Below are 24,544 nucleotides of genomic sequence, written 5' to 3'. Positions count from 1 at the left end.
GTCAAGGCGAATACTGTCCGCATGGTCGCGCGCGTGACAGCGCCAATCAGAAAAATTCGTCCAAGAGCCGATAGAAACTCAACAAATCGGGATCTACCTGCATGCCGTATCGGTGCAGGAAGGGCGCAACCCAATTCTCACCCAGATTATAGTGAATGCTCCAGCTCGTCAGCGCCAAATCCTGATGGCGGTCCGCCACGCCCAGGCGCGCGCAATCGATGAAGCCGCTGAAGTGACCGGCGGTAGCCATCAGATTAGGCAAGCAAGCATCGCCGTGGGTCACCACCAGATCCTCGCGGGCGGGACGGCGCCGCACAAGCTCGTCGAACACTTTCGAGACTGGCCAGCCCGAACGCTCGTCATCGAAATCGCTCTCGTCGACCGCACCGGCTTTCATCCGCGCTTCGGCGTCCGCGATACGGCTTTCGAGCCGCTGATCGAACGGACAGGTTGAGCGATCAAGACGATGCAGACCGCGCAAGGCGTCGGCAGCGATTGTGACAATCTGTTGTGCGGTCAACTGCGGCGATGATGCGAGGTCCCGGCCGGGGAGGGCCTGCATCAGCAACCAATTGCGGGTGTCGTCATGGCTTTCCCTCAGGACAGCCGGGCAGGCGATGCCGCTGGTTGTCAGCCAGCGCAGGCGCATCGCCTCGTCAGGCAGTTCGCTGAATGCATCTGTCAGCTCGGTTTTGACGAAAAGTGTCGGCTTCCCTTCGGCCTCAAGCCGATAAACAGCGGCCGTGGAGCGACCGATGGTTTGCGCTGTCCAGCGATAGCCGGCAAGGTCGCTGCGCCAATGGGGCGGCATGTCAGGCGGGGCGGGCGCGGAATCCATGGTCTGCAATCACATTCACGAAATCGGTCTGCTGCCGCAGCCGCAAAACCATACCAACGTATAGGTTCGCTACACCCTGGTGCCATTGACGGTCCTTGTCCTGGCGTTCACAAGGATTATGTCATGACGGCGTTAAGGCCTCGATTTATCGAGGCAATCGACTGGAAAGGCAAATGGACAACGACCCGAGTAGTCGTCCGGCCGCGCCTTCAGGCCCAGGTCGGACTCAAAAACCCATTCCGACTGCTGCTGGCGCCGCCCGCCGGTTGAGCCTCGGTCAGGCCTAGTCCTGCCGGCTCACATCCGGGCCCGTGAGACGCGGTCAAGGAGGTGAGCCATGAACAACATCATTTTCTTCCCCCGCAAGGTTGCGGCCCCCGTGCACACCCTTGGCCCCAAAGAGACCGCGCGGCCGATGCTGGTCGCCGTCTGGCATCGCAATCCGGTCAACGGTCGGCTGGAATGCCATTGGGTCGCTGATCATGCGCCCGGCCATGGCGAAGGGCTTCGCCATGGCACGTCGGATCGTCACGCGGCTTAAATCCATACTGATATCTGGCCGCGCGTCCGCGCGGTCAGATTTCCCTCTGCTTCTTTCTGTTTCTGGCCTGAGGTCGGTCCATGGCTCTGCTGTCCGATGATCGTCGCCGCCCGAGCGCTGTCATTGCGCTGGCGCGCGCTCGTATTCTCCCCAATGGTTATGACCTCATCGCCTTCGCGCTGATCCTGGCACTGGCGGTGCTCGCCGCCCATGGCATGCAGGCGATGCGTGCGCCGCTGGCCGTTCTCGATGTTCAGCCGGTGACGCTCGATCCCTGGCTGCTGCCCGAATATGCCCTGCGTTCGACCTTGCGCATGTTCGCGGCGATCATCGCTTCGCTGCTCTTCACCTTCGTTGTCGCGACGCTCGCCGCCAAGAGCCGCCGCGCTGAAATGGTGATCATTCCGGCGCTCGACATTCTGCAATCGGTGCCGGTGCTGGGCTTCCTCACCTTCACGGTGACTTTTTTCATGGGGCTCTTCCAGGGCAACCAGCTCGGCGCGGAATGCGCCGCGATCTTCGCCATTTTCACCAGCCAGGCCTGGAACATGGCATTCTCCTTCTATCAATCGCTGCGCACGGTGCCGCGCGATCTCGATGAAGTGAGCCGTTCCTTTGGCTTGTCCGCCTGGCAGCGGTTCTGGCGGCTCGAGGCGCCTTTCGCCACGCCGGGGCTGATCTGGAACACGATGATGTCCATGTCAGGCGGCTGGTTCTTCGTCGTCGCCTCGGAAGCGATCACCGTCGGCGATACCACTGTGCGTCTGCCGGGGCTCGGTTCCTGGTTGTCTCTGGCCATCGAGAAACAAGATTTCGCGGCGGTGGGCTGGGCGGTTCTCGCCATGGGCATCGTGATTGCTTTGTACGACCAACTGCTGTTCCGCCCCATCGTCGCCTGGGCCGATAAATTCCGCTTCGAACAGACGGCGAGCCAGGAAAAGCCGGAGTCCTGGGTCTATGCGCTGCTCACGCGCGCCCATGCCCTGCGCCGCGTGCTGAAGCCCGTCGCTTACCTGTGGGGCCGGCTGATGTTGCTGCGCCTTTCGAACAAGCCGCTGCTCGCCTTGAGCAAACGGCGCGAAAACAAGACGGCGAGCACGTTTATCGATTATCTTTGGCTGGCCTTTATTGCTGCCGTCGGCGCCTGGGGCGTGTGGAGCGTGATCGGCTATCTCGGGCAGACCCTGTCTTGGGGCGATGTCGGCGAAGCGGTTGCCGGCGGTTTCGCGACCTTGTTCCGCGTCGTGGTGTTGATCGCGCTGGCAAGTCTGATCTGGGTGCCGCTCGGCGTGTGGATCGGTCTGCGTCCGGCGCTGGCCGAGCGGGTGCAGCCGCTGGCGCAGTTCCTGGCCGCCTTTCCGGCCAATGTCCTGTTTCCCTTCGCCGTGGTGGCCATTGTCGCTACGGGCGCCAGCCCGAATGTCTGGCTGTCGCCGCTGATGATCTTAGGGACACAATGGTACATTCTGTTCAATGTCATTGCCGGCGCCAGCGCTTTTCCGACGGATCTGCGCGAAGCCGCATCGGTCTATCGGCTGCGCTCGTGGACATGGTGGCGCCGCGCCATTCTGCCGGGGATTTTCCCTTATTACGTCACCGGCGCGCTCACCGCCTCGGGTGGTTCGTGGAATGCCAGCATCGTCGCTGAAGTCGCGAGCTGGGGCGATACCAAGCTCGAAGCCTTCGGTCTTGGCTCCTACATCGCCAAGGCGACGGAAGGCGGCGACTTTCCCCGTGTTGTTCTCGGCATCGCCGTGATGTCGCTCTTCGTCACTCTGTTTAATCGCACCTTGTGGCGGCCGCTCTATGTCTTTGCCGAGCGTCGCCTGCGTCTTGATTGACCGTCTTGCTGGAGAATTGAACATGAGCACCGTCGTCACCCGCAAGCCTGATACGGCCACGCCGCTTGTCTCTGTCGCGCAGGTCTCGCAGATCTACGACAAGGGCGCGGCCGGCTCCCTGGCTGTTCTGGAAAATGTCGATCTCGACCTGCGCGCCGGCGAAATCGTCGGGCTGCTCGGCCGCTCGGGCTCGGGCAAATCCACTCTACTGCGCGCTATCGCCGGCCTCGTCCGCCCCAGCAAAGGCACGATTTCTTTCGCCGGCACGCCGCTCGTCGGCCCCACCGCCGGCATTGCCGTGGTGTTTCAGAGCTTCGCTCTGTTCCCCTGGCTCACTGTTTTGCAGAACGTCGAATTGGGGCTTGAGGCGCAGGGCGTTCTGCCGGCCGAGCGGCGCAAAAGCGCTTTGGCCGCGATCGACTTGATCGGTCTCGACGGTTTCGAAAGCGCCTATCCGAAGGAACTGTCCGGCGGCATGCGCCAGCGTGTCGGTCTCGCGCGAGCCCTCGTGGTTCATCCGCGCGTCCTGTTGATGGACGAGCCATTTTCAGCGCTCGATGTGCTGACCGCCGAAACCCTGCGCACCGATCTCATCGATCTGTGGACCGAAGGGCGGATGCCGATCGAGTCCATTCTCATGGTGACGCACAACATCGAGGAAGCAGTGTTGATGTGCGATCGCATTCTGATCTTCGGTTCCAATCCGGGCCGCATCATCGCGGAAATTCGGGTCGACATGCCGCAGCCGCGAAATCGCCTCGATCCGGCGTTCCGCACTCTGGTGGAAGATATTTATGCGCGGATGACGGCAAGAACCGGCGCGCCGACGCGCGATGGTCATTTCCCCGGCACGGGCATCGGCATTTCGCTGCCGGATATTTCCACCAACCTGCTTGCCGGTCTGATCGAAGCGGTGGCGGCCGAGCCGTATCGCGGCAAGGCCGACCTGCCGCCGCTGGCGGCCGAACTGCATCTGGAGATCGACGATCTCTTCCCCGTGGCGGAAACCTTGCAGCTCCTGCGCTTCGCCGAGCTTGAAGGTGGCGACATCAAGCTGACGGCGCCGGGCCTGCGCTTCGCCGGCGGCGACGTCGATGAGCGCAAGCGGCTCTTCGCCCAGCATCTGGCGATCTACGTACCGCTCGCCGCCCATATCCGGCGCGTGCTCGACGAGCGGCCCAGTCACCAGGCGCCGGCGCGTCGCTTTCGCGACGAGCTGGAGGATCACATGTCCGAAGACTATGCCGACACCACGCTGAAGGCGGTGATCACCTGGGCGCGTTATGCCGAATATTTCGCCTATGACGAGAACGCCGATCTTTTCACGCTCGAAAATCCGAGCTGAACGATCGCGACCTGCTCGGCGGCACAACCGCAAGAGAGGCTGCCATGTTGAAAGATAAAGAAATCCCTTGTCGTGATCCTGTCATGTTCGTGCCTTTGCGTGGGACGAAGGACGAACGCGCGGATCGAAAAGCTGCAGCACGGCTTTTGACCGACCTGCCTCCTCAGGAGGCACGTGCGTCATGGCTTGCGATGCGGACGTTCGTGCGAACGGGGGACCAATTGCTGCGCGTGACGGCGAAACTGTTTTTTCTCGGCGTTCTGTCCAAACCGCAGGCCTATCGGTTGATGCGCATTGCGGGACGTTTCACCGAGGCAGGTCTGGCGATTTCGCCACGCCGCCGGCAGAACCGCTCTCATTCCGGACGTTAAAGATGTTGATGGGACTTGAACAAGCAACGCTAAATCTTGCTGTGGCCTTTGCCTTAGGCGCGTTGATCGGTTTCGAGCGCCAATGGCGTCAGCGCCTTGCGGGCTTGCGCACCAATACGTTGGTATCGCTGGGTGCCGCGACCTTTGTCATGTTCGCCAGCCTGATTCCGGGCGAGGGCAGTCCGACCCGTGTCGCCGCGCAGGTGGTATCCGGCATCGGCTTTCTGGGGGCCGGCGTCATCTTCAAGGAAGGGCTCAATGTTCGCGGGCTCAACACGGCCGCGACCTTGTGGTGTTCCGCTGCGGTCGGTCTCGTCGCCGGCGCCGGTTATCCCTTGCATGCCTTGTTGGCGACGGCTTTCGTCATCATGGTCAACTTGGCCTTGCGGCCGCTGACCTGGTTTCTCTCACGTCATACGATGGAAATGACGGAGCTGTCGGTGCGCTACACCATCACGGCGATCTGCCGCAATGATGGAGAGGCGAATATCCGCGCGCTCATGCTGCAAGGCTTCACTTCCGCCAAGCTGCATCTGCATCAACTCCGGAGCAGCGATATCGAGGATTCCGATCGGGTGGAAGTCACCGCGATCGTCACCGCCGACCGCCGGGAAGATACTGCTCTCGAACATATCGTCGGCCGATTGAGCCTGGAGCCCAGCGTCACCGCCGCGCGTTGGCGCGCTGAAGCTGTCGATATGGATATGGCCAACGCTGAAGCGGTTGGCTGATCGAGCGATCGGGCGTAAGTAGGGACGCATGAGGCGCTGGCTGGCCCGATATTCCGTTGACATGCCCCTGCTGTGGCTGGGGATTGTGCTTTCGTCGGCGCTCATTTTCGTCGCGGATACTCTGACGAATTTCGAGATCGCCTTCGCGGTGCTTTACGTTGCGGTCATTCTGCTGTCGGCGCGCGCCGGCCGGCCTCGCGCGATCATTGCTGTCGGTATCTCTTGCGGACTTTTGACCGGCCTGAGTTATGCTCTGACGCGCTACGGCAATCCGGAGTCCGGATTGACAAATGGCGCCTTGAGCCTGCTCGCCATCGTCACGACGACCTATCTTGCCTACAAGAGCGAGACGGCGGAAGCGTCGACCCGCGAGACCCAGGCCGATCTCGCCCGCATGGCACGCATCACCTCGATCGGCGAACTGGCGACCTCGATTGCCCATGAAGTGAGCCAGCCTCTGACCGCCATCGTTGCCAATGCCAATGCGGCCATGCGCTGGCTGGCGGCCGAACCGCCGAGCCAGGATGAAGCCAAGCAAGCTCTCAATCGCGTGGTGGCCGATGCGGCACGCGCCGGCGAAGTGATCGGCCGCGTACGCCAGCTTGTTGCCCGCGTTCCGCCCTCCAAGGTCGAGGTCGACATGATCGACGTGATCGAGGAGACCTTGGCGCTCACCCGTGGCGAGATGGTTCGCAACGGTATTGTTCTACGCACTGATCTGGCCGATCATCTCCCGGCTGTCGTCGGCGACCGCGTTCAGCTCCAGCAGGTCATCCTGAATTTCGTGGTCAACGCCATGGAGGCGACCCATAAAAGCGAGGAGAAGGAAGTCCTCGTCAGCGCAGCGGCGGATGAAAGCAAGATCACGGTGAGCGTGCGCGATACTGGCATCGGTGTGCCCTCCGATGTGGCCGACCAAGTCTTCGAGGCTTTCTACACAACCAAATCGACAGGCATCGGCATGGGGCTTGCCATCAGCCGATCGATCATCGAGGCTCATGGCGGCGCCATTTATGTCGCGCCGAACTATCCCCATGGCGCCGCGTTCGGCTTTACCTTGCCGATCAAGTCTGGGGCGGGGGATAAACCGCGTGTTGAATGAGACCGTCTATATCGTCGATGACGATCCGTCCGTGCGTGAAGGGCTCGACAGCCTTCTACGCTCGGCTGGCTATGCGACCCACTGCTTCGCTTCGCCGCGCGAGTTTCAGCTTCATCGTCGCGCCGATATGCCAAGTTGTCTCGTGCTGGACGTGCGCATGCCGGGCGCCAGCGGTCTCGATTTCCAGGTCGAGCTGGCCAACGCCGATGACGCCATACCGATCATCTTTCTGACTGGCCATGGCGATGTGCCGATGTCGGTGCGGGCAATGCGGGCCGGCGCGGTCGAGTTTCTGCTCAAGCCATTCCGCGAGCAGGATCTGCTTGATGCGATCCGCCTGGCGATCGAGCGTGATAGGGCTCGTCGTCAGAACGAGACTGTCGACAGCGAGCTTCATCAGCGTTTAAACACGCTGACGGCGCGAGAACGCGAAGTGATGGCGCTCGTCTCCACCGGGCTGCTCAACAAGCAGATCGCCGGAGAACTCGGCCTGAGCGAAGTGACCGTCAAGGTCCATCGCGGCCAAGTGATGCGCAAGATGCAGGCGGCTACATTAGCCGATCTGATCCGGATGTCGGATCGTCTCGGGTTGTCGGCGAAGTAAGCGTCATCTTTTTTTGGCGGCGATAGTGCCGATCATATCGCGCATCCAGCGGTGCGCGGGATCGTGCGTGCGGCGCTTGTGCCAGATCAGGCGATAATGAACGACCGGCGTCGGCTCCGATATTTCGAGAATAACGGCCGCGCCCATGTCCTCGAACTTGCGGGCCGCGAGACGCCCCATCACGCCGATACAGTCGTTGTCCTGCAACATCGACGGCACGATCAGGAATTGCGGCACGCTGACCATCGGCGACCATTTATGCCCGAGCGCTTCCTGTTCCTCAAAAAAAGGTCGCATGATGGTGGTCGCGATCGACACTTCGATCAACGGATAGGCCGTCAGGCGCGAGAAAGCTTGCGCGCGCTTGCGGCGCAAGGGATGCGTCTTGGACGCAACGAAGATCAGTTCATCGTCGAACAGATGTTCGGATTCGTAGAGCCCTTCATCGGCGCTATAGACGACAACGGCGGCATCGATCATATCGTTGCGGAACCAGTCATAGAGACGTGAGCGATCCAGCGCGATGAATTCCGCCGCGGCGGACGGCGCTTTATGGCGCAGGTCCTGGACGATGTCGGAGCCGAGGGTGAAGCTGGCGATATCGGTCATCGCCAGACGAAAGCGGCCGTCGAACGCCTCCGGCCTAAAACTGTCCTGGGCTTCAAGCGCCTGCGCCACGGCGCGCAGCGCATCCTTGATCGGTTGACGCAACGCACTGGCGCGCTCGGTCAAAAACATTTCGCCACGGCTGCGAATGAGCAATTGATCGTTGAAACTGGCGCGCAATCGCGCCAGAGCGGCGCTGGTCGCCGGCTGGCTGAGTGACAGGCGCGCGGCGGCGCGCGTCACGCTTCTTTCATCGAGCAGGATGTCGAAAGCGATCAGCAGATTGAGATCGAGCCGCTTTAGAATATCCATCATATCGATAATTAAACATTCAAAATATCAGTTTGACAACTGTTCGGGGTCGCCGGACGCTTGGGGTCTCTTCAAGTGGAAGGTGCCGTCATGGTTCAAGATCGCAGAAAGCCGCCGTTCAGGGCCGATCATGTCGGCAGTCTCAAGCGCCCTGCGCATTTGCAGCAACAGCGCGAACGGCTTCTCGGCGCCCATACGCCCAACAGCAATCTTGGCCGTCATGACAATGCCGAGCTAAAGGCGATCGAGGATCAGGCCATCATCGAGGTGATCCGCCTACAGGAAGACTGCGGCCTCCTTTCTGCAACGGACGGCGAGTTTCGCCGCCGCAGTTGGTGGACGGATTTCATGCTCGGCTTCGAGGGGATCGCGCAAAGCGCGCAGAAATCCAAACTCGAATTCCGTGACAGCCAGGGCCAGGTGCGCTCCAATTCAAGCATCGAGCTGACCGGGCCCATCCGCTGGGCCGGCGATATCTTCTCCGATCAGTTTCGCTTCGTCGCCGAGCACACGCGCGTGACGCCGAAACTCACCGTGCCGGCTCCGACCAACTTGCTTTATTTTCTCGGCGGCGAGATCGCCAAGGCCGTGCCTGATTATCGCGACCCATCCCTGTTCTGGAGCGATCTGGCGCAAGCCTATCGGCAGGAGGTCGCCGCGCTCCATACCAGCGGCTGCCGCTATCTGCAGCTCGACGACATCACCCTGGCTTTCCTCTGCGACGCCGAGCGCCGGCAAGAGGTTGCCTCCTGGGGCTATGATCCCGATCGTCTCCTGGCGGATTACATCCGCTCCGTGAATATCGCCGTGGCCGATCGGCCCGCCGACATGGTGGTGACCATGCACATCTGCCGTGGCAATTTTAGCGGCGCTTTTGGTGCGCAGGGCGGCTATGAGGCGATCTCCGACAGACTGTTCAACGAAACGGCAGTGGACGGCTTCTTTCTCGAATATGACTCACCGCGCGCCGGCTCTTTCGAGCCGCTGCGCCATCTGCCGCGCGACAAGTCTGTCGTGCTGGGTCTGATCACATCCAAGACCAACGTGCTTGAGGAGCCGGATGCGGTGCGCCGCCGCATCGATGAAGCATCGCGCTATGCCGATCTCGATCAGCTTTGCCTGAGCCCGCAGTGCGGCTTCGCCAGTAACTATCTCGGTAATCCGGTGACAATCGACGACCAGCGGCGCAAGCTCGAATTGGTGGTCCAGATCGCGGAATCCGTCTGGGGCAAGATCGGCGCCGATGCGGGAGGGGTGTCATGAAACATTCGGCCTGGCTCACGGCTGGCGTCGGCCTTCTCGCTTTGCTGGCGCAGCCCTTATCGGCGTCCGCCGCTGACAAAGTGTCTCTTCGCTTCGGTTTCGTCGCGACGGGTATCGATTCGCCCTGGACCTATGGCATCGAGAAAGGCTTCTTCCGCGACAATGGCATCGAGCTGGAGCTGCGCGAGGGCAAGGGCTCGGCTATCACGGCGCAAACCGTAGCGGCTGGAACCGACGATTTCGGCGTCGATATCGATGGCGGCACCTTTCTCAATCTTGCCGCCAAAGGACTGCCGGCAACGGCCGTCCTCGTCAATGCCGCCAAAAGCCCGCTGGTGATCTTTTCCGCCGCCGATAAGCCCCTCAAGACGCCGGCCGATCTGATCGGGGCTCGGATTTCGATTACGGCAGGCGACGGGCCGTCGGCGCTTCTGCCGGCTTTGCTGAAGCGCAATAACATCGATGCCGGCAAGGTGACGCAGATCAACATGCAGCCCGGGCCAAAACTGACCAGCCTTCTGACGGGTCGCGTCGAAGGCGTGGCGACCAATTATGCCTTGAAGGCGACGCTCGAAGCGAAGGGCCTGAAAGTTCACTCGCTGATGTATGCGGATTTCGGCGTGGTGACGCCGGGCATGTATATGATCGTCTCAAACACGCTTCTGAACAGTAAGCCGGATTTGGTGCAGCGCTTCGTCAGTGCCGCGCAGAAATCGCTCCAGGCGGCAGCGGAAAATCCGCAGGCGGCGGCGGAGTCCTTTAGCCGCATGTATCCGAGCTATGACCGGCAGGGTGCGGCGGGCGAAACGCAGCTTTTGCTACAGCTTCTCTACTCGGAGAACACCAAGGGTAAGCCGGTCGGCACGGTTTCCTTGGCCGATGCTACCGCGGGCGCTGATGTCCTGATGGCCTCAGGGCTGATGGAGCCCGGTGCCGACGTCTCGAAATTCGTCACCAACCGCTTCATCGAAGCGCAAAGCAAATAGCTCCAGGTGCGCCATGGCTAATCTCGATATCGAACATCTGACGCCGGCGATCGGGTCTGTCATCCACGGCATCGATCTGGCGGATAAAGCGGCGATCGATCGTTATGGCGAAGAGCTGCGCCGCGTCTTTGTCGAGCGTCAGGTCATTTTCTTTCGCGATCAGAAGCTCGATCCCCATGCGCAAGTGGCTTTTTCGCGCCTGTTCGGCGATGTCCGGCCGGTCTCGTCGACCTTTCCCTCTCATCCCGACAATCCGCATCTGGAAATTTTGCAGAGCAAGGGCACGCGAACGGGTACGGACGTGTGGCACGCCGACCTGACCTGGCAAAAGGATCCGCCCATCGGCGCCTGCCTTTATGCCGTCAACGTTCCTCCCGCCGGCGGCGATACGATGTGGGCGAGCATGACCGCCGCCTATGATGCGCTGGATGAAAAATTCCGCGCCTATATCGACGATATGACGGCCATTCACGATTGGGAAGGGCCCGAACTCATGGCCGGCGTGCGCGCATCGCCCGATGCGCAACAGCGCTACAACGACATGCGCAAGCGCTTTCCTCCCATCGAGCAGCCGGTCGTCAAGGTCCATCCGGAAAGCGGGCGGCGGCTGATCTATGTGAACACGCTCTACACGACCCGGATCGTCGGCGTGACCCGCGCCGAAAGCAGCGCTCTGACGAACTTTCTGTCCGGCTTGTCGTCGGTGCCGGAATGGCAGGTGCGTTTCCGTTGGCAGCCGGGCTCGGTCGCGGTGTGGGACAATCGTGCGGTTCAGCACTATGCTGTCAATGATTATCATCCCTATCCGCGCCTGATGCATCGGGTGACGGTCTACTGAGGTTCCGAACGGATAGAGCGAGCTAGCGGAGAAGCAACGTGTCTGTAGCTTTGGTTGTTCCCGACGCGACGTCCGGCCTCGATCGGCGCGACACGTTGATCTCTCTGAAGGACGCCGGGAAAACCTACGACACCCGCAGCGGTCCGGTGGTGGCGGTCGAGGCCGTCAGTCTGGATTTGGCGCGTGGCGAAACCCTGGCGCTCTTGGGGCCAAGCGGTTGCGGCAAGAGCACGCTGTTGATGATGATCGCCGGTCTGCTCGAGCCGAGCTGTGGCCGCATCGTCGTCAATGGCGCTCCGTTGAGCGGACCGATCCCGGAGCTGGGCTTCGTCTTTCAGCGCGATCTGCTGCTCGATTGGCGAACGGTTCTCGACAATGTCCTCTTGCCCTTTGCGCTTATCGGACAAGATCCGAGACGGCATGAACAGCGCGCGCGGCTGCTTCTCGAGCGCGTCGGCCTGGCCGGGTTCGAAAACAAGCGGCCTTACGAATTGTCCGGCGGCATGCGTCAGCGCGTGGCGATCTGCCGGGCCTTGATTGGCGATCCTGATATCTTTCTGCTCGATGAGCCTTTCGCCGCCCTCGACGCGTTCACGCGCGAGCAGATGCAGCTCGATATGCAGCGTCTGTCTCTCGACAAGCCGCGCACGACCATTCTCGTCACCCATGAGATCAGCGAAGCCGTTTTCATGGCCGATAAAGTCGCGGTGATGACGGCGCGGCCAAGCCGCATTCAGCAGATCATCGACATCGATCTGCCGCGACCCCGCAATATGAAGACGCGCGAGACCGAAGCCTTCGCGCGTTATATCACCAAGATCCATGGCCTTTTCGCTAGCCTGGGGGTGATCCATGGCTGATGCAGGCATCATGCTTTCGCATCGCTCCGAGCGTTCATTCGGCGGCGCGGCGCGCTTCAAAGGGCTGCTCTGGCCTCTGGCTTCCGCAGCTTTGGCGTTGGGGATCTGGGCGCTGGTCGTCATCCTGGCCAAGCCAGCGCCTTACATTCTCCCGGCGCCGTGGGATGTCCTGGCCCGCATCTGGACCGATCGTTCTCTGCTCGCCAGTCATGGTCTGGTGACGATGGCTGAGATTCTGGCGGGCTTACTCATCAGCATCGTCATCGCGATCCCGCTGGGCATCGCCATTGTCGCGGTTCCCACGGCCGAGAAATTGCTTTATCCGATCGTCGTCGCATTCAATGCGATCCCGAAGGTTGCCTTGGCGCCGCTCTTCGTCGTCTGGTTTGGCTATGGCTTTCTGCCGCGCGTCTTGATCACCAGTTCGATCGCCTTCTTTCCCATCCTGGTGTCGACCATTTCCGGCCTCGTCGGAATCGAGCCCGATCTGCTGCGCCTGGCGCGTGTACTGCGCGCGCACAAGTTTCAGGTGTTCTTACGCATGCGCCTGCCGCACGCGCTGCCGTCGATCTTTGCCGGTATCAAAGTCGGCACCAGTCTTGCGGTTATCGGCGGGATCATCGGCGAATTCGTCGCTTCCGACAGCGGCTGGGGTTATCTTCTGGTGCAGGCGAGCGGCACGCTCGACACGACGATCATGTTTGCCGTCGTGATCATTCTCGCGGTCGTGGCAAGCTGCTTGTTTTCCGCCGTCGGTCTGATCGAGCGGATGATGGTGTCCTGGCATGCGTCTCAGCGCAGTTAGTCTAGGACATTGTCTGAAACTTCTTCCGACCCATGGTTCAGGCCGGTGCCTGCATTGCAGTAGTCGTCTGGCTTCTCGCAATACGGGTCTTTTCGTACCATCTGCAGAAGCTCAGCACCGCGTAAATTACAAGAGCTGCCACAGCCCAACCTGCGAAAATGTCGACCAGATAGTGGCCACCAAGGATGATTGCTGCAATCGACATCACAATATTTAATGTGCTCACTACATATTTGAGCACAGGAACACGCCAAGTCGCCCACGCGCAGATTAGCGCGGCCCCCGCGTGGACCGACGGCATGCTGATTAAACCTGACATCTTTTCTAACAGAAGTGGGTACACGATCGCCTTTCGCACTTCCATCAGGTCGGGCATAAAGTTAGCTGTGTTCATCCTTGCGTTCGCAAAATCGGCAATACGCAGACCTGAAGTCGGAAAAGCGCCCATAGCCGGCGTCCAGATAAACACGATGCAGGAAACCATTGCTAACGTAAGAAACGATGCCAGCATTACGTAGGCGCGCGGCGCTTGCTTGATGGTGATCAAAAGCGCAGGGATCAACAGCAATTGGAAAATCATGCTGCCGTAAGCATGCGTCAGCACCTTCATCGTGAGCGCGGAGCTGTCAAGCAGGCGAACAAACCACGGCCAGTCAAATCCAAGGGCCTTGTCCAGGCTCCATAGTACATCGTCGATCAGGGGCTGATTAAACGAGGCTGCGATATAGCTGAGAATCATAAGCAGAAATATTCCAGCGATAACCACAGCCGCGCATTCGCAGAACATCTCCAATTTGGGTATGTTTCGATACCAACCGTATATCGCTAAAAATGCAAATACGGAGATCAGCCACGTCATCGGGATGACATCATCCAAATCGAGCCGGATCGAACTAATTGGTAGCAACAGCACCAATAATAACAGGAGCGCGCTATATGCGACTCGCAACGCCACTTTCGTTGAAATCAGCTCTGGCATGCCCGCCCCCAAGGCCACACACCAAAATGTATCGTACTTCACCTTAACAAATTCGGAAGGCGATATAATTCGCTTCTTCAATAATTCTTCATAAAGATGACAATAAATTGGTAGCCTCAACGGCCCAAATGCGTTGTAAATTTCATCGGTAGCGAGCTGACCCTCAAGAATGCCTCGACATTGGGCATGTCGTTCGCTTAATTGCGTTCCTGAGAGTTCGTAGGCTAGCTGTTAGCTTGGCAAATCTCGTAGCGTTCTGGCTAAACATCCTTCCTGTCCTGATGTATCCGGCCGTTGTCTCCATCTTCGAATGGCGCAGATGACGTTGAATAACGGTTGACGGCGCACCGCCGGCGGCCGCAGCCGTCGCCAATCTCGATCTTAAAGAATGCCCTCCAAAATGCGTTGCCTACGCTAGTCGAGAATATTCAACCTTCGACGATGGAATCGACCTTGCTCGGATAAAAGGCCAGGTGATCCTTGATCTTGTCGACGGCCGGATAGGGCGCTTCGTAACTCCAGACCGCATTGGCACCAGCCGGACCGCTTTCGCTGATGCTGAAATAGGAGCAATCGCCCTTATAGGGGCAATAGGTCGTATGATCCGTGCGTCGCAGGGCGTTCATGTCGACATCGCTGCGTGGAATATAGTGGACGGGCGGAATGCTGGCTTCCACCAGCGTGAGCGTGCGCGTGCTGTCGGCAACCACCTTGCCGCCTACCGTGACGACGATCCGCTTGGGATTGGCGGTGATGGTAATGGGATGATCAGGTCCAGGTACTTTCATCATGAGGCTCCGGTTTTATCGCTTCAGGGGGATAGTCCGATGCTTTTTGCCAGCCCGGCCGCCGCCTGAGCCGGGCTCATTTTGCCGACTTCCTTATCGACCTCGTAATTGGCGGCCCGCATGTTCTCGACAGATAGGGCGCCGATCAGCGGTTGCAAGGCGCGGCGTAAGACCGGATCGTCGGCCCGTTTCGGGGCAATCAGCACGACGGCGTCATAATTGGGCACGGCATGATGCGGATCTGCCAAAACCGTCAGATCGTCCGCCGCTATACGTCCGTCGCTGGAATAAGCGGAGATGACGTCGACAGTCCCATCCGCCAGCGCGCGATACATGAAGGTCGGATTATAGGAAAACTGCTGCCTGAATTGCAGCCCATAGCTTTGCTTGAGTGCCGCCCATTCCGGCCGGTCGAGAAATTCGATGTCCGATCCCAGCGACAGCTCGCCAGCGCGCCGCGCCAGATCGTCGATCCGGGTGATGCCCAATTCGCTGGCGCGTGGCTTGCGCATGGCCAGCACATAGGCATTCTCGAAGCCGAGCCGCCCCAGAAGCGTGACGCCGTACTCGGCTTTCGTCCACCCCGTGAGCTCTTTGAGCATCTGGTCGCGTGGCGGCATGTCGCTGCGGCCCATCGCATTGGTCCACAACGTCCCTGTATAATCGACATAGGCATCGAGTTCGCTGTTGGCCAAAGCCCGGAAAGCGACGGCCGAACCCAGGCCTTCCTTGATCGTCACGGTGGCGCCGGCCTGACGCAAGCGGGCAGCGATCAATTCGGCGAGAATGAACTGCTCGCTAAAATTTTTGGCGCCGATCACATAGGTGCTGGTTTGGCTGCGGGCCAGGGGCACGAGGGAGATGCCGATCAGCGCCACCAGGCCTGCGATACCCGCAAACAGGCGTCGCTTGTCGCGCAGCGCCGTCGCCTTCTCGACCAAGGCCAGCAACAGATCGACGAGAATGGCGAGGATCGCGGCGGCCGCACAGCCAAACAGAACGAACACCCAGTTCTCGGTCTGCAAGCCGGAGAAGATATAATTGCCGAGGCTCGTCTGTCCTACAGGCGTCGCCAATGTCGCCGCGCCGATCGTCCAAACGGCGGCCATCCGCACGCCAGCCATGATCACGGGGGCGGCGAGCGGCAAATCGACCTGCAGCAATTGCTGACGCCGCGTCATGCCGACGCCTTGCGCGGCTTCCGAGATCGTCGGGTCGATGCCGGTGAGGCCGGTCACCGTATTCCGCAGGATCGGCAGAATGGCATAGAGCGTCAGCGCCGCGACCGAAGGCAGAAAACCCAGAGCTGGAACGGAAAAGCCGAAACTGTCCTGCGTCAATTCCGAAACGGCGAGCAACACTGGATAGAAGAGGGCCAGCATCGCCAGGCCCGGGATGGTCTGGATCACGCTGGCAACAGCCAAGAGCCCACCGCGCAGGCGCGGAAAGTGCAAAGCGGCGGCGGCCAGCGGAATGCTGATCAGTCCACCCAAGACCAGCGCGGCGAGGGACAGCAGAATATGCTGCGACAGATATTGCGGCAGAAGGGCAAAGGCTTCGGCGATACGGCTGTTCATCGCGCCGAGCCCGTATTGCCGACCATGGCTTGAATGCGCTCCGCCTGTCGCCGCGGCAGATTCAACAGGTCGAAGACCATTGGGTTGCTGGTATCGTTCAACAGGTCGCCTGGCGTGCCGTCGCAGACGATCTGCCCGCCATGCATGACGACGATGCGATCGCTCAACAAAGCCGCTTCCTGCATGTCATGGGTGACCATGACAGTGGTGAGGCCGAATTTGTCGTGGAGATCGCGATAACCTCGCGCAAGGGCGTCGCGGGTCAGGGGATCGAGCGCGCCGAACGGTTCGTCCATTAAAACGATATCGGGCTCGGCGGCGAGCGCCCGAGCGATCCCCACCCGTTGCTTCTGTCCGCCCGAGAGCATGTTGACGGAACGATCGAGATAGTCGGTCGGCAGATCGACCAGTTCCATCAGTTCGACGAGACGTGAAGCGATGCGTGGCTCAGGCCAATGCAGCAGGCGTGGCGTGACAGCAATGTTTTCGGCCACGTTCATATGCGGAAACAGGCCGACATTCTGAATGACATAGCCGATGTTACGGCGCAGACCGATCGCATTGTCTTTTGACAGGATATGGCCGTCGATCGTGACCGAACCACGATCCGGCGTGTTCAGACCGTTGATCGTTTTGAGCAGGGAAGTTTTGCCTGAGCCGGATGCGCCGACCAGGGAGACGAAGGTTCCAGCGTCAATGTTCAAAGAAACATCGTTGACGGCGAGCGACTGCCCGCCATCGAAGGAAATGCTGATGTCGGTCAGCTCAATCAGAGGCTTGGACGTACCGTCCTCCTGCCGCATTCAATGCCCGCTTTGTCTTTGGCCGTGCATCGCCGCAGACTAACGCGGATTGAAGCGCAGGTCATGCACGCTGAAGAGCGAGTTCGCATCCGTCCAGCACTCGAGCGTCTCAAAACCGGCTTTTCGTGCCAGTTCACTGAAGCCATCGAGTGAATATTTATGTGAATTCTCGGTATGAATCCGCTCGCCGGCGGCAAAATCGAATGTCCGGTCGAGCACCTGCACTGTCTGTTGGCGGCGGCTCTCCAGATGCATCTCGATGCGGGATTGCGCCGCGTTCCAGATCGCACGATGCTCGAAAGCGTCGACGTCGAACGTGCCAGACAGCTCGCGATTGATGCGCTCGAGGACGTTGAGATTGAACTCGGCGGTGACGCCGGCGGCATCGTCATAAGCCGGCACGAGAACGGCTGGATCCTTGATGAGATCGACGCCGACGATCAACCGCGAGTGCGGGCCGAGCCGTTCGCCCATGGTGCGCAGCAGACCTTGCGCCGCATCGCGCGTCAAATTGCCGATGGTGGAACCGGGGAAGAAGCCGAGGCGCGGTTTCTGTCGCAATGATGCTGGCAGATCGATCTCGGCGAGGAAGTCGCCGATGACGGGGAAGATGCGCAGCCCTGGTATTTTGGCGGAGAGGCGTGCGCGAGCGTCTTCAAGTGCCGCTTCCGATACGTCGATGGGCACATAGGCTGCAAGTTTATTCAAGGCCGAGAGTAAAATCTCGGTCTTGCGGCTGGAGCCCGAGCCATATTCGACCAGCACCGAGCCTGCCTCGGTCCGCGCGACGATTGCCGGCACGCAGTCCTGCAGAATGCGCGTTTCGGTGCGGGTCGGATAATATTCTGGCAGTTCGGTGATCTGTTCGAACAGATCGCTGCCCTTGGCGTCATAGAACCAGCGGCATGACAGGCTCTTGCTCGGTTGCGAGAGGCCGTGAATGACGTCGGCGGCGAATTCCATCTTGTCCGGAGAGGTCGCGATGGCGGAGCGGTGTTTGAGAGAGGAGGTCATCATGCATCTTCCACGAGGCGCAGGCCCATGAATTGCCAGCGCTGCCAGGGATAAAAGAAATTGCGATAGGTGGAGCGCGAATGATCGCGCGGCGTCGCGCAAGAGGCGCCGCGCAGAACCATCTGGCTCACCATGAACTTGCCATTGTATTCACCGATGGCGCCGGCCGGCGGCACATAGCCCGGATATTGCAGATAGGCGCTCTGCGTCCATTCCCAGCAATCGCCGAACATTTGCCGCAGGCCCTGCTGTTGGCGTGCCGGCGTGGGTCGCAATAGATCGCTGCCGAGATCGTTGCAGTCGCGCGCCGCTTGCGCCGAGGCGACTTCCCATTCGAATTCCGTCGGCAGGCGTTTGCCGGCGAAGCGGGCATAGGCGTCCGCTTCATAGTATGAGACATGGCTGACCGGCGCTTCGCGATCGATCGCTTGCAGGCCACCCAGTCCCATTTGCAGCCATTGGCCATCCTGCTCCACGTAGTAGAGCGGCGCACGCCAGCCTTCGCGCTGCGCCATGGCCCAGCCATCGGCCAGCCAGAGATTGGCCGTGCGATAGCCGTCGGCCTGCATGAAATCCAACCATTCGCCGTTCGTCACCAGGCGATCGGCCATTTTGAACGGATGGATCAAGGCGCGATGGCGTGGCAATTCATTGTCGAAGGAGAAGGACCCGCCAGCATGGCCTATTTCGGCGATGCCACCGTCAAAAGCCATCCATTGCGTGGTGGGAGACGCATCGGCCAGCTTCGGATCGGCGAGCGTGCGATAGGCTGGACGTAAGGGGCTCTGGGCGAACAGCGCCAGAATATCGGTCAACAACAATTCCTGATGTTGTTGCTCGTGATTGAGACCGATCTCCAGAAGAGTGGCGATCGGCTTCTCTTGCGCCTTGCCGCTGGCGTAGAGCCTTGTCAGGCTCTCGTCGACATAGGCGCGATAGTCCATCACTTCGTCGTGCGTGGGGCGCGTCAGCATACCGCGACGCGCGCGCGGATGCCGTTCGCCTTCAGCCTCGTAATAGGAATTGAAGCAATAGGGGAAGCGCTCATCAAACAGCCGGTATCCGTCGAGATGCGGCTTCAGCACGAAGGTTTCGAAGAACCAGGTGGTGTGGGCGAGATGCCATTTCGTCGGGCTCGCATCATCCATGGCCTGGACGCATTGATCCTCCGCCGAGAGCGGATCGGCGAGAGCCACCGATTGCTGTCGTGTCGCGAATATCCGGGCATCCAGTCCAGTTGGCGGCGAAAGAGGGGTATCGGGCGGGCGATGAAAGTTCATGAGTTCGCTTCCTCCGACTTCAGTCGCTCATCGTTCGGTCCAGTGTGATTAACGGAGACTCGGACGATTAGTTGCCTGAAAATGCACTAAATGACGGCACTGAGCCCGATAATCGGGCCAGTTTCGGTCTGCGGTCAGATAGGGGCCGGGCAGCGCCGGCACAATGTTTGTCGGCCAGCGCTCCTGACAGGAAATGTCAGGAGACTGGCATGAGCAGACTTAAGCAGAAAATGGGGCGAGATGCCAAATTTCGTACACAAGCCTGTCGCATTCGCGAAGGCTTCGATGATTTCGTCGCCCGCCTCAAAGAAAAACGCCGCGGTCGTGGGCCGCGGCGTCAAGAACCCTGTCGATAGAGATCAGCGATATTTTTTCGCCGCCGCCAGGAAGGCGTCATAGTCTTCCTTGGTCTTCGGTGAAGCACCGACGATCTTGGGAATGACCGATGTCACCTGATCGAGATAGCGCTTCGTCTCGTCCGGCGAGAAGGTGATCAGCTCGCCGCCACCTTTCTTCCAGGCGGCTTCGAGCTCAGTCTGGAATTTCGGCGCCATGCTGGTGAACAAGGTTTCGTGCTTGCGCGCTTCATCGCGCACGATCGCTTCCAGCTCTGGCCCCAGCGATTTCAAGAAACGCCGATTGGTGAGGCCCGACACGATGGTGAACGAGCCGGGCAGGTAAGTGGCATATTTCGTGATGTCGAAATATTTGAAGGCGGCGATCACAGCCATATTGGCCATGGCACCGTCGATGGCTTTGTTTTGCAGATTGGGCAGAACCTCGCCCAAAGGCAGCGAGAGAGGCGAGGCGCCGAGCTTCAGGAAAGGCTCGTTATACATGGGCGAGCCGCCGGTGGTGCGCAGCTTCAGGCCCTTGAAGTCATCAATCGTCCGGATCGGCTTATGCGTCGCGAGAACGATCTGGCCGCTGAGAAAGGTGACCAGCGGTTCGACGCCCTGCGCCTCGCCGAAGCTCGCCAGCCTCTTGCGAATCTCGGGATCGGCGAGAACCTTCTGGCCATGTTCGGTGCTGTCGAACAGGCCGTTGGCATCGAGCGTCTGGAAGCGCGGTTCGAGACCTATATAGAAGCCGATCGCCGGGAAGGTCATCTCGATCGTTCCCATGGCGACGCCTTCGACGGTCGCAGGGATCTGGCCGAGTTGGTTGGCCGGATAGATTTCGACCTTGATTTTGCCCTTCGAGCGTTCCTCTACGCCGGCTTTGAAGGCCTTCATCCATTCATGCGTCACGTCATTGATGGTCGGCGACGACAGTTTCATTGTGAACTGTTGCGCTTGCGCGGTCTGCGCCATAACGCAGACCGCGAGCCCCCCCAAAAGCCCCCTCAGCCATGTTTTCATGCGTTCCCTCCCTTAGCGGCTATGCGATCAAGCTTCGTAATTGTGGATGAAATCCTCCGGCAGATTGGGGCCCCAGACGTAGAGCGAATCTTCCGGCGGATGGTCGCCAGCCTGCCAATCATGGTCGACCGGCACGAAGTCTATGTCGGCGGAATATTCGCTGTAGCTGCCCCAGGGATCGCGGATGTAGTGGAAATAATTGGAGCCGAGCACGTGGCGGCCTAGGCCCCAGCCACGGTCGTAACCCTTTTCCAGCATCAGCATCGCGCCGAGGCCCACATCCATGATCGAGCCGACATCCCAGCTAAAATGGTGATGGCCGGGGGCGTTCGATTTGGCGAAGGCGACAAGATGATGGTCGCTGCCGTGAATGCCATGCATGAAGGCGATGCCTTCGCCGGATCGGTCGGAGAGGCGCAGCCCCATCACGCGGCTGTAGAAATCGATGGCGCGCGACACGTCGGGTGTGAACAGCAAGGTATGCGACAGGCGGCGCGGATGCACGCGGCCGGCGTCGCGGCGATAGGGTGCGCCGCGCTGGCCGCCAGGCACGGAAACCGCGGTGAATTCCGACTTGGCGGCGGGCGAAGATTTCTCGGCGATCTTCGCTTCCAAGAGATTGCCGTCGGGGTCGCGAAACCAGATGCCGTTCGATTCCAGATCCTTCGGCGGATCGATGCGCGCCACGCCCTGGTCTTGCAACCGTTTGGCGAAGGGGGCGAAATCCTCTTCGAACAGGCCGAAGGAGAAATAGCCGAATTTCTTGCGCGGTCCCTCGCCAATGCTCACCCATTTGTGCGGCGAGCCATAGGTATAGAGGCCGAGACTGTTGCCCTCTTCGCGCACGTCGAGGCCAAAGCCGCTGTAAAAATCCTGCGCGGTTTTCAGATCGGGCACCACGATGTGACAGCGGTCGAGCGAATGAATGCCGAGTTCTCCCGGCCGGCGCGACGGTTGGATGAAACCATGGTTGGCAGTCATTTCACGTCCTCCTTCGTGTGTTCGTTATGCTGCCCCTATAGCGTTTTGCAGTTTGGCTTGGCCAAACGCCACAAAGACGCGTCACAACAAAAGTGCTGGGCAAATTGCGTTCCTGTCGAAACGCAATTCGCCCTAAGTCCCCTCAGACTTCGTCGACAACCGGGTTGCTGAGAACACCGATCTTGTCGATTTCGATTTCGACGACGTCGCCAGCCTTCATATAGAGCGGCGGCTTGCGCGCCATGCCGACGCCAGAGGGTGTGCCGGTGACGATCAGGTCGCCGGCTTCCAGCGTCATCGCTTCGCTGATCGTCGCAATCAAAGTCGCGACATCAAACACCATTTCGTCGATCATGGCACTCTGTACCACGGTGCGGTTGAGGCGCGTTTGGAGGCGCAAACCTTTGCATCCGGGCGGCAGTTCGTCGGCGGTGACGAACCAGGGTCCGAAAGCGCCGGTGCCGTCGAAGTTCTTGCCCACGGTCCATTGCGGCGTCTTCATCTGATAGTCGCGGATCGAACCGTCGTTGAAGATCGAATAGCCGATGACATGATCGAGCGCCGCGGCTTTGGCGATGTGCCGGCCGCCCTTGCCGATGACGGCGACGAGCTCGCCTTCATAGTCGAGCTGGGTTGAAACCTTCGGTCGCACCATCGCTTCGTTGTGGCCGATGAAGCCCGTGGCGAAACGCGAAAAGAGCGTCGGATAATCGGGCTGCTTGAAACCGCTCTCGGCCGAGTGATCGGCATAGTTGAGGCCGACGCAGATGATTTTGCCGGAGCGCAGCAGAGGCGGCTTGATGGCCACCTTGGTCAGATCGACGGGTGCGCCGCCGAGCAGGGCCTCATGCGCGGCGCGCAGAGCGCTCGGGCCTTTGGCGATCAGGTCGTCGAGAGGGCCGGGATAAAGCGGGTCGCCGGCCTTGCGCCCAATCCAGGCGCCATCCGCGCGCAGCGTTGCTAATCCTTCGGTGGTGCCGTCCTGATAGGCCGTAAAGCGCATGGGCTCTCCCTTTCTTTTTCTGCGAGTCCTATCCCACGGGCGAGCAAGCTTGTCAAAAATAATATATTATCCATTATGTCATCTATTTTGAATGGAAGGAGAGTTCGGCTACGAACAAGACCTTGCCAAGGAAGCTACTTGGAGAATTGCTTGAGCGGACCGACCGGAAACGAGACCAATCTGACCAAGGGGGCCTATGCCACCTTGCGGGCCGACCTTTTGGCCTGTCGTCTGCGGCCCAATGAAAAGCTCAATATCGCGGCGCTGTCAGCGCAGCTCGGCGTCAGCCTGGGAGCTGTGCGCGAGGCTTTGTCCCGGCTCACCTCGGATGGTTTGGTGACGGCGGAAACCAATCGTGGTTTTCGCGTCGCGGGCGTGTCGGAAGCGGATCTGCTCGATCTCACCAGCACGCGGATCGAATTGGAAACGGCGTGTCTGCGCCGCGCCATTCGGGCTGGTGGCGTCGATTGGGAGGCGCAGGTCGTCGCCGCCCATCACCGGCTTTCACGCACGCCGGAGCGGATCGCCGATGATCTTGAACGGGTCAGCGAGGATTGGGCGGCCGCGCACAAGGACTTCCATGGGGCCTTGATCGCCGCTTGCGAAAGCCCCTGGCGGATGCGCCTGCGCGACTTTCTCTTCGATCAGACCGAACGCTATCGTCGCCTGTCGGTTCTAGCACCGCGTCAGGAGCGCGATCTCCCGGCGGAGCACCGGGCCTTGATGGAAGCCACGCTCGATCGCGCCGAGGAAAACGCAGTGGCGCTGCTTACGGCGCACTTGGACGCGACCGCCAGCCGAGTGCGTGCGCTGGTCGAGGAAGAAAGCAAAGGCAAATTGCCTCTGGCGGGCTAACCGACCGCCAGCTTTCAATATCCCCCAAGCCCGACGACGGCGCGCTTTTGGATTGTGGGCGACGGCATCATCGGAAACAGGGCCCCGAGCTGATACGGGAAAGTGCCGCTCAGATCGTAGTTCAAGATCACGTGAAAAGCTGGCGAGGGCGCCAGGCTGACCTGGGTCGTCATCGTCATGCGCTGCGAACTGAGCAGCCCATAATTGGGCATCGCCCGGTTCACATAGCTGGAGGCCAGAGATTGGCGCTCGGCATTGGAAAGACCGGCGACTGAGGCGCGGGCCGCCTCGGAGGCGATCTGCCGCAATTCGTGATGGACGCCGAAGATATAGCCTAGGCAGACAATGCCCAGGAGGATCATGAAGAAAATCGGCGCGACGAGAGCAAATTCGACGGCCGTAACTCCCGATTGGTTCGACCAGAGATCTTTGCGCATGGCGATTCTCTGCGATTGAAAACGGAACACCTATGGACTCAGCAGTATCCCATTGAGCCACGGCGTGACTAACAAGTCGCTAATCGAATCCGGAAGAGCGGCGCAGCGGTTAAGTCTGGGTGTGACCGACCTGCAGGAAGAGGTTAACGTCCGTCAACCAACAGCCGTAGCCGTGCGAGCCTCCAGCCCACCTGCGAAGGCGCCGTGGTTGTTCCGTCCGTTAGACTTTGCTTCTGGATCGGCTCGGACAAGGCCGCGCGACTTTGTCGGGCAGGTAGTTGTGTGTCACGCCGCAGTTGCTGCACATCATTTTGATGCGCCACGGTCGGCCCATGATGATCATGTGGCTGGGATCGGCGGGAAGATTATTTTTCCATCCGCACGAGTCGCAAGCGATGAAAGCGTTCATCCAAGTCGCGTGTA

The 24,544-nt window shown here is 60.1% G+C and carries 25 protein-coding genes; 13 read left to right on the top strand and 12 right to left on the bottom strand.

Translation table 11 applies throughout. The features are described 5' to 3' along the window. Nucleotides 1–46: 46 nt before the first annotated feature. Complete coding sequence (locus OIM99_RS01220) at nt 47–838, bottom strand: APH(3')-II family aminoglycoside O-phosphotransferase (protein WP_311848484.1); 792 nt, start codon at nt 836–838, stop codon at nt 47–49. Between the two features lie 337 nt (nt 839–1,175). Here OIM99_RS01220 and OIM99_RS01215 point away from each other — a divergent pair, with 337 nt between their 5' ends. The 7 genes from OIM99_RS01215 (at nt 1,176) to OIM99_RS01185 (ending at nt 7,373) form a co-directional block, all read left to right on the top strand. Next, nucleotides 1,176–1,379 (top strand): hypothetical protein, encoded by a 204-nt coding sequence (locus OIM99_RS01215; RefSeq protein ID WP_311848483.1) that lies wholly within the window; start codon nt 1,176–1,178, stop codon nt 1,377–1,379. A gap of 80 nt (nt 1,380–1,459) precedes the next feature. Further along, nucleotides 1,460–3,220 (top strand): ABC transporter permease subunit, encoded by a 1,761-nt coding sequence (locus OIM99_RS01210; RefSeq protein ID WP_311848482.1) that lies wholly within the window; start codon nt 1,460–1,462, stop codon nt 3,218–3,220. A 22-nt stretch (nt 3,221–3,242) separates the two neighbouring features. Beyond that, nucleotides 3,243–4,565 carry a nitrate/sulfonate/bicarbonate ABC transporter ATP-binding protein gene (locus tag OIM99_RS01205; RefSeq protein WP_311848480.1) on the top strand — a complete coding sequence of 441 codons (1,323 nt, stop codon included), beginning with the start codon at nt 3,243–3,245 and terminating at the stop codon, nt 4,563–4,565. 47 nt (nt 4,566–4,612) lie between these two features. Next, nucleotides 4,613–4,936, top strand: coding sequence for a hypothetical protein (locus tag OIM99_RS01200; protein ID WP_311848479.1), 324 nt, complete (start codon nt 4,613–4,615; stop codon nt 4,934–4,936). A 2-nt stretch (nt 4,937–4,938) separates the two neighbouring features. Then, complete coding sequence (locus OIM99_RS01195; RefSeq protein ID WP_311848478.1) at nt 4,939–5,667, top strand: MgtC/SapB family protein; 729 nt, start codon at nt 4,939–4,941, stop codon at nt 5,665–5,667. Between the two features lie 28 nt (nt 5,668–5,695). Next, nucleotides 5,696–6,769, top strand: coding sequence for an ATP-binding protein (locus OIM99_RS01190; RefSeq protein ID WP_311848477.1), 1,074 nt, complete (start codon nt 5,696–5,698; stop codon nt 6,767–6,769). Next, nucleotides 6,762–7,373 (top strand): response regulator, encoded by a 612-nt coding sequence (locus tag OIM99_RS01185; RefSeq protein ID WP_311850325.1) that lies wholly within the window; start codon nt 6,762–6,764, stop codon nt 7,371–7,373. The genes OIM99_RS01190 and OIM99_RS01185 overlap by 8 nt, the downstream gene beginning before the upstream one ends. 3 nt (nt 7,374–7,376) lie before the next feature. Here the strand turns inward: OIM99_RS01185 and OIM99_RS01180 are convergent, their stop codons facing one another. Then, nucleotides 7,377–8,294: a LysR family transcriptional regulator gene (locus tag OIM99_RS01180; RefSeq protein ID WP_311848475.1), complete on the bottom strand. Its 918-nt coding sequence runs from the start codon at nt 8,292–8,294 to the stop codon at nt 7,377–7,379. Between the two features lie 87 nt (nt 8,295–8,381). Here OIM99_RS01180 and OIM99_RS01175 point away from each other — a divergent pair, with 87 nt between their 5' ends. The 5 genes from OIM99_RS01175 to OIM99_RS01155 are packed head-to-tail and all read left to right on the top strand — an operon-like array spanning nt 8,382 to nt 13,043. Next, complete coding sequence (locus tag OIM99_RS01175) at nt 8,382–9,554, top strand: 5-methyltetrahydropteroyltriglutamate--homocysteine S-methyltransferase (RefSeq protein WP_311848473.1); 1,173 nt, start codon at nt 8,382–8,384, stop codon at nt 9,552–9,554. Continuing rightward, a complete protein-coding gene (locus OIM99_RS01170) occupies nt 9,551–10,540 on the top strand; it encodes an ABC transporter substrate-binding protein (protein WP_311848471.1) in 990 nt (329 codons plus the stop codon). The genes OIM99_RS01175 and OIM99_RS01170 overlap by 4 nt, the downstream gene beginning before the upstream one ends. A gap of 13 nt (nt 10,541–10,553) precedes the next feature. Further along, entirely contained in the window at nt 10,554–11,378 is an 825-nt protein-coding gene (locus tag OIM99_RS01165; protein ID WP_311848469.1) for a TauD/TfdA family dioxygenase, read from the top strand. A 38-nt stretch (nt 11,379–11,416) separates the two neighbouring features. Next, the gene (locus OIM99_RS01160; protein ID WP_311848467.1) at nt 11,417–12,238 is read left to right on the top strand and encodes an ABC transporter ATP-binding protein; all 822 of its coding nucleotides are present in this window, start codon (nt 11,417–11,419) and stop codon (nt 12,236–12,238) included. Further along, the gene (locus OIM99_RS01155; protein ID WP_311848465.1) at nt 12,231–13,043 is read left to right on the top strand and encodes an ABC transporter permease; all 813 of its coding nucleotides are present in this window, start codon (nt 12,231–12,233) and stop codon (nt 13,041–13,043) included. The genes OIM99_RS01160 and OIM99_RS01155 overlap by 8 nt, the downstream gene beginning before the upstream one ends. Before the next feature lie 37 nt (nt 13,044–13,080). Here the strand turns inward: OIM99_RS01155 and OIM99_RS01150 are convergent, their stop codons facing one another. The 9 genes from OIM99_RS01150 to OIM99_RS01110 form a co-directional block, all read right to left on the bottom strand. Next, a complete protein-coding gene (locus tag OIM99_RS01150) occupies nt 13,081–14,022 on the bottom strand; it encodes a phosphatase PAP2 family protein (RefSeq protein WP_311848464.1) in 942 nt (313 codons plus the stop codon). A 428-nt stretch (nt 14,023–14,450) separates the two neighbouring features. Then, nucleotides 14,451–14,810: a DUF427 domain-containing protein gene (locus tag OIM99_RS01145; protein ID WP_409371457.1), complete on the bottom strand. Its 360-nt coding sequence runs from the start codon at nt 14,808–14,810 to the stop codon at nt 14,451–14,453. A 23-nt stretch (nt 14,811–14,833) separates the two neighbouring features. Further along, entirely contained in the window at nt 14,834–16,387 is a 1,554-nt protein-coding gene (locus OIM99_RS01140) for an ABC transporter permease/substrate-binding protein (RefSeq protein WP_311848461.1), read from the bottom strand. Beyond that, entirely contained in the window at nt 16,384–17,190 is an 807-nt protein-coding gene (locus OIM99_RS01135; RefSeq protein WP_311848459.1) for an ATP-binding cassette domain-containing protein, read from the bottom strand. Before OIM99_RS01135 ends, OIM99_RS01140 begins: the two co-directional genes overlap by 4 nt. Before the next feature lie 39 nt (nt 17,191–17,229). Next, a complete protein-coding gene (egtD, locus tag OIM99_RS01130; RefSeq protein WP_311848458.1) occupies nt 17,230–18,204 on the bottom strand; it encodes an L-histidine N(alpha)-methyltransferase in 975 nt (324 codons plus the stop codon). Next, the gene (gene egtB, locus OIM99_RS01125) at nt 18,204–19,484 is read right to left on the bottom strand and encodes an ergothioneine biosynthesis protein EgtB (protein WP_311848457.1); all 1,281 of its coding nucleotides are present in this window, start codon (nt 19,482–19,484) and stop codon (nt 18,204–18,206) included. Before egtB ends, egtD begins: the two co-directional genes overlap by 1 nt. A 359-nt stretch (nt 19,485–19,843) precedes the next feature. After that, on the bottom strand, nt 19,844–20,845 hold the full coding sequence (locus OIM99_RS01120; protein WP_311848455.1) for a TRAP transporter substrate-binding protein: 1,002 nt from the start codon (nt 20,843–20,845) through the stop codon (nt 19,844–19,846). Between the two features lie 27 nt (nt 20,846–20,872). Further along, complete coding sequence (locus tag OIM99_RS01115) at nt 20,873–21,826, bottom strand: VOC family protein (RefSeq protein ID WP_311848453.1); 954 nt, start codon at nt 21,824–21,826, stop codon at nt 20,873–20,875. A 142-nt stretch (nt 21,827–21,968) separates the two neighbouring features. Beyond that, nucleotides 21,969–22,829: a fumarylacetoacetate hydrolase family protein gene (locus tag OIM99_RS01110; RefSeq protein WP_311848451.1), complete on the bottom strand. Its 861-nt coding sequence runs from the start codon at nt 22,827–22,829 to the stop codon at nt 21,969–21,971. 150 nt (nt 22,830–22,979) lie between these two features. Here OIM99_RS01110 and OIM99_RS01105 point away from each other — a divergent pair, with 150 nt between their 5' ends. Continuing rightward, nucleotides 22,980–23,684, top strand: a complete 705-nt coding sequence (locus OIM99_RS01105; protein ID WP_311848450.1) for an FCD domain-containing protein — start codon at nt 22,980–22,982, stop codon at nt 23,682–23,684. A 14-nt stretch (nt 23,685–23,698) separates the two neighbouring features. Here the strand turns inward: OIM99_RS01105 and OIM99_RS01100 are convergent, their stop codons facing one another. After that, complete coding sequence (locus OIM99_RS01100; RefSeq protein WP_311848448.1) at nt 23,699–24,121, bottom strand: TadE/TadG family type IV pilus assembly protein; 423 nt, start codon at nt 24,119–24,121, stop codon at nt 23,699–23,701. Nucleotides 24,122–24,544: the final 423 nt, after the last annotated feature.

This window comes from Methylocella sp. CPCC 101449, from assembly GCF_031921685.1.
GTDB lineage: Bacteria > Pseudomonadota > Alphaproteobacteria > Rhizobiales > Beijerinckiaceae > Terripilifer.
The sequence above is the reverse complement of the archived record's forward strand: the minus strand, read 5'-3'. Positions and strand labels throughout refer to the sequence as shown.

Bases quoted from the DNA above. Each gene is read 5' to 3' on its own strand.
- OIM99_RS01145 (WP_409371457.1), bottom strand. From the start codon at position 14,810: ATGAAAGTACCTGGACCTGATCATCCCATTACCATCACCGCCAATCCC.
- OIM99_RS01100 (WP_311848448.1), bottom strand. From the start codon at position 24,121: ATGCGCAAAGATCTCTGGTCGAACCAATCGGGAGTTACGGCCGTCGAA.
- OIM99_RS01210 (WP_311848482.1), top strand. From the start codon at position 1,460: ATGGCTCTGCTGTCCGATGATCGTCGCCGCCCGAGCGCTGTCATTGCG.
- OIM99_RS01170 (WP_311848471.1), top strand. From the start codon at position 9,551: ATGAAACATTCGGCCTGGCTCACGGCTGGCGTCGGCCTTCTCGCTTTG.
- OIM99_RS01115 (WP_311848453.1), bottom strand. From the start codon at position 21,826: ATGACTGCCAACCATGGTTTCATCCAACCGTCGCGCCGGCCGGGAGAA.
- OIM99_RS01150 (WP_311848464.1), bottom strand. From the start codon at position 14,022: ATGCCAGAGCTGATTTCAACGAAAGTGGCGTTGCGAGTCGCATATAGC.
- OIM99_RS01180 (WP_311848475.1), bottom strand. From the start codon at position 8,294: ATGATGGATATTCTAAAGCGGCTCGATCTCAATCTGCTGATCGCTTTC.
- OIM99_RS01190 (WP_311848477.1), top strand. From the start codon at position 5,696: ATGAGGCGCTGGCTGGCCCGATATTCCGTTGACATGCCCCTGCTGTGG.
- OIM99_RS01215 (WP_311848483.1), top strand. From the start codon at position 1,176: ATGAACAACATCATTTTCTTCCCCCGCAAGGTTGCGGCCCCCGTGCAC.
- OIM99_RS01140 (WP_311848461.1), bottom strand. From the start codon at position 16,387: ATGAACAGCCGTATCGCCGAAGCCTTTGCCCTTCTGCCGCAATATCTG.
- OIM99_RS01135 (WP_311848459.1), bottom strand. From the start codon at position 17,190: ATGCGGCAGGAGGACGGTACGTCCAAGCCTCTGATTGAGCTGACCGAC.
- OIM99_RS01175 (WP_311848473.1), top strand. From the start codon at position 8,382: ATGGTTCAAGATCGCAGAAAGCCGCCGTTCAGGGCCGATCATGTCGGC.
- OIM99_RS01220 (WP_311848484.1), bottom strand. From the start codon at position 838: ATGGATTCCGCGCCCGCCCCGCCTGACATGCCGCCCCATTGGCGCAGC.
- OIM99_RS01205 (WP_311848480.1), top strand. From the start codon at position 3,243: ATGAGCACCGTCGTCACCCGCAAGCCTGATACGGCCACGCCGCTTGTC.
- egtB (WP_311848457.1), bottom strand. From the start codon at position 19,484: ATGAACTTTCATCGCCCGCCCGATACCCCTCTTTCGCCGCCAACTGGA.
- egtD (WP_311848458.1), bottom strand. From the start codon at position 18,204: ATGACCTCCTCTCTCAAACACCGCTCCGCCATCGCGACCTCTCCGGAC.
- OIM99_RS01195 (WP_311848478.1), top strand. From the start codon at position 4,939: ATGTTGATGGGACTTGAACAAGCAACGCTAAATCTTGCTGTGGCCTTT.
- OIM99_RS01165 (WP_311848469.1), top strand. From the start codon at position 10,554: ATGGCTAATCTCGATATCGAACATCTGACGCCGGCGATCGGGTCTGTC.
- OIM99_RS01155 (WP_311848465.1), top strand. From the start codon at position 12,231: ATGGCTGATGCAGGCATCATGCTTTCGCATCGCTCCGAGCGTTCATTC.
- OIM99_RS01110 (WP_311848451.1), bottom strand. From the start codon at position 22,829: ATGCGCTTTACGGCCTATCAGGACGGCACCACCGAAGGATTAGCAACG.
- OIM99_RS01120 (WP_311848455.1), bottom strand. From the start codon at position 20,845: ATGAAAACATGGCTGAGGGGGCTTTTGGGGGGGCTCGCGGTCTGCGTT.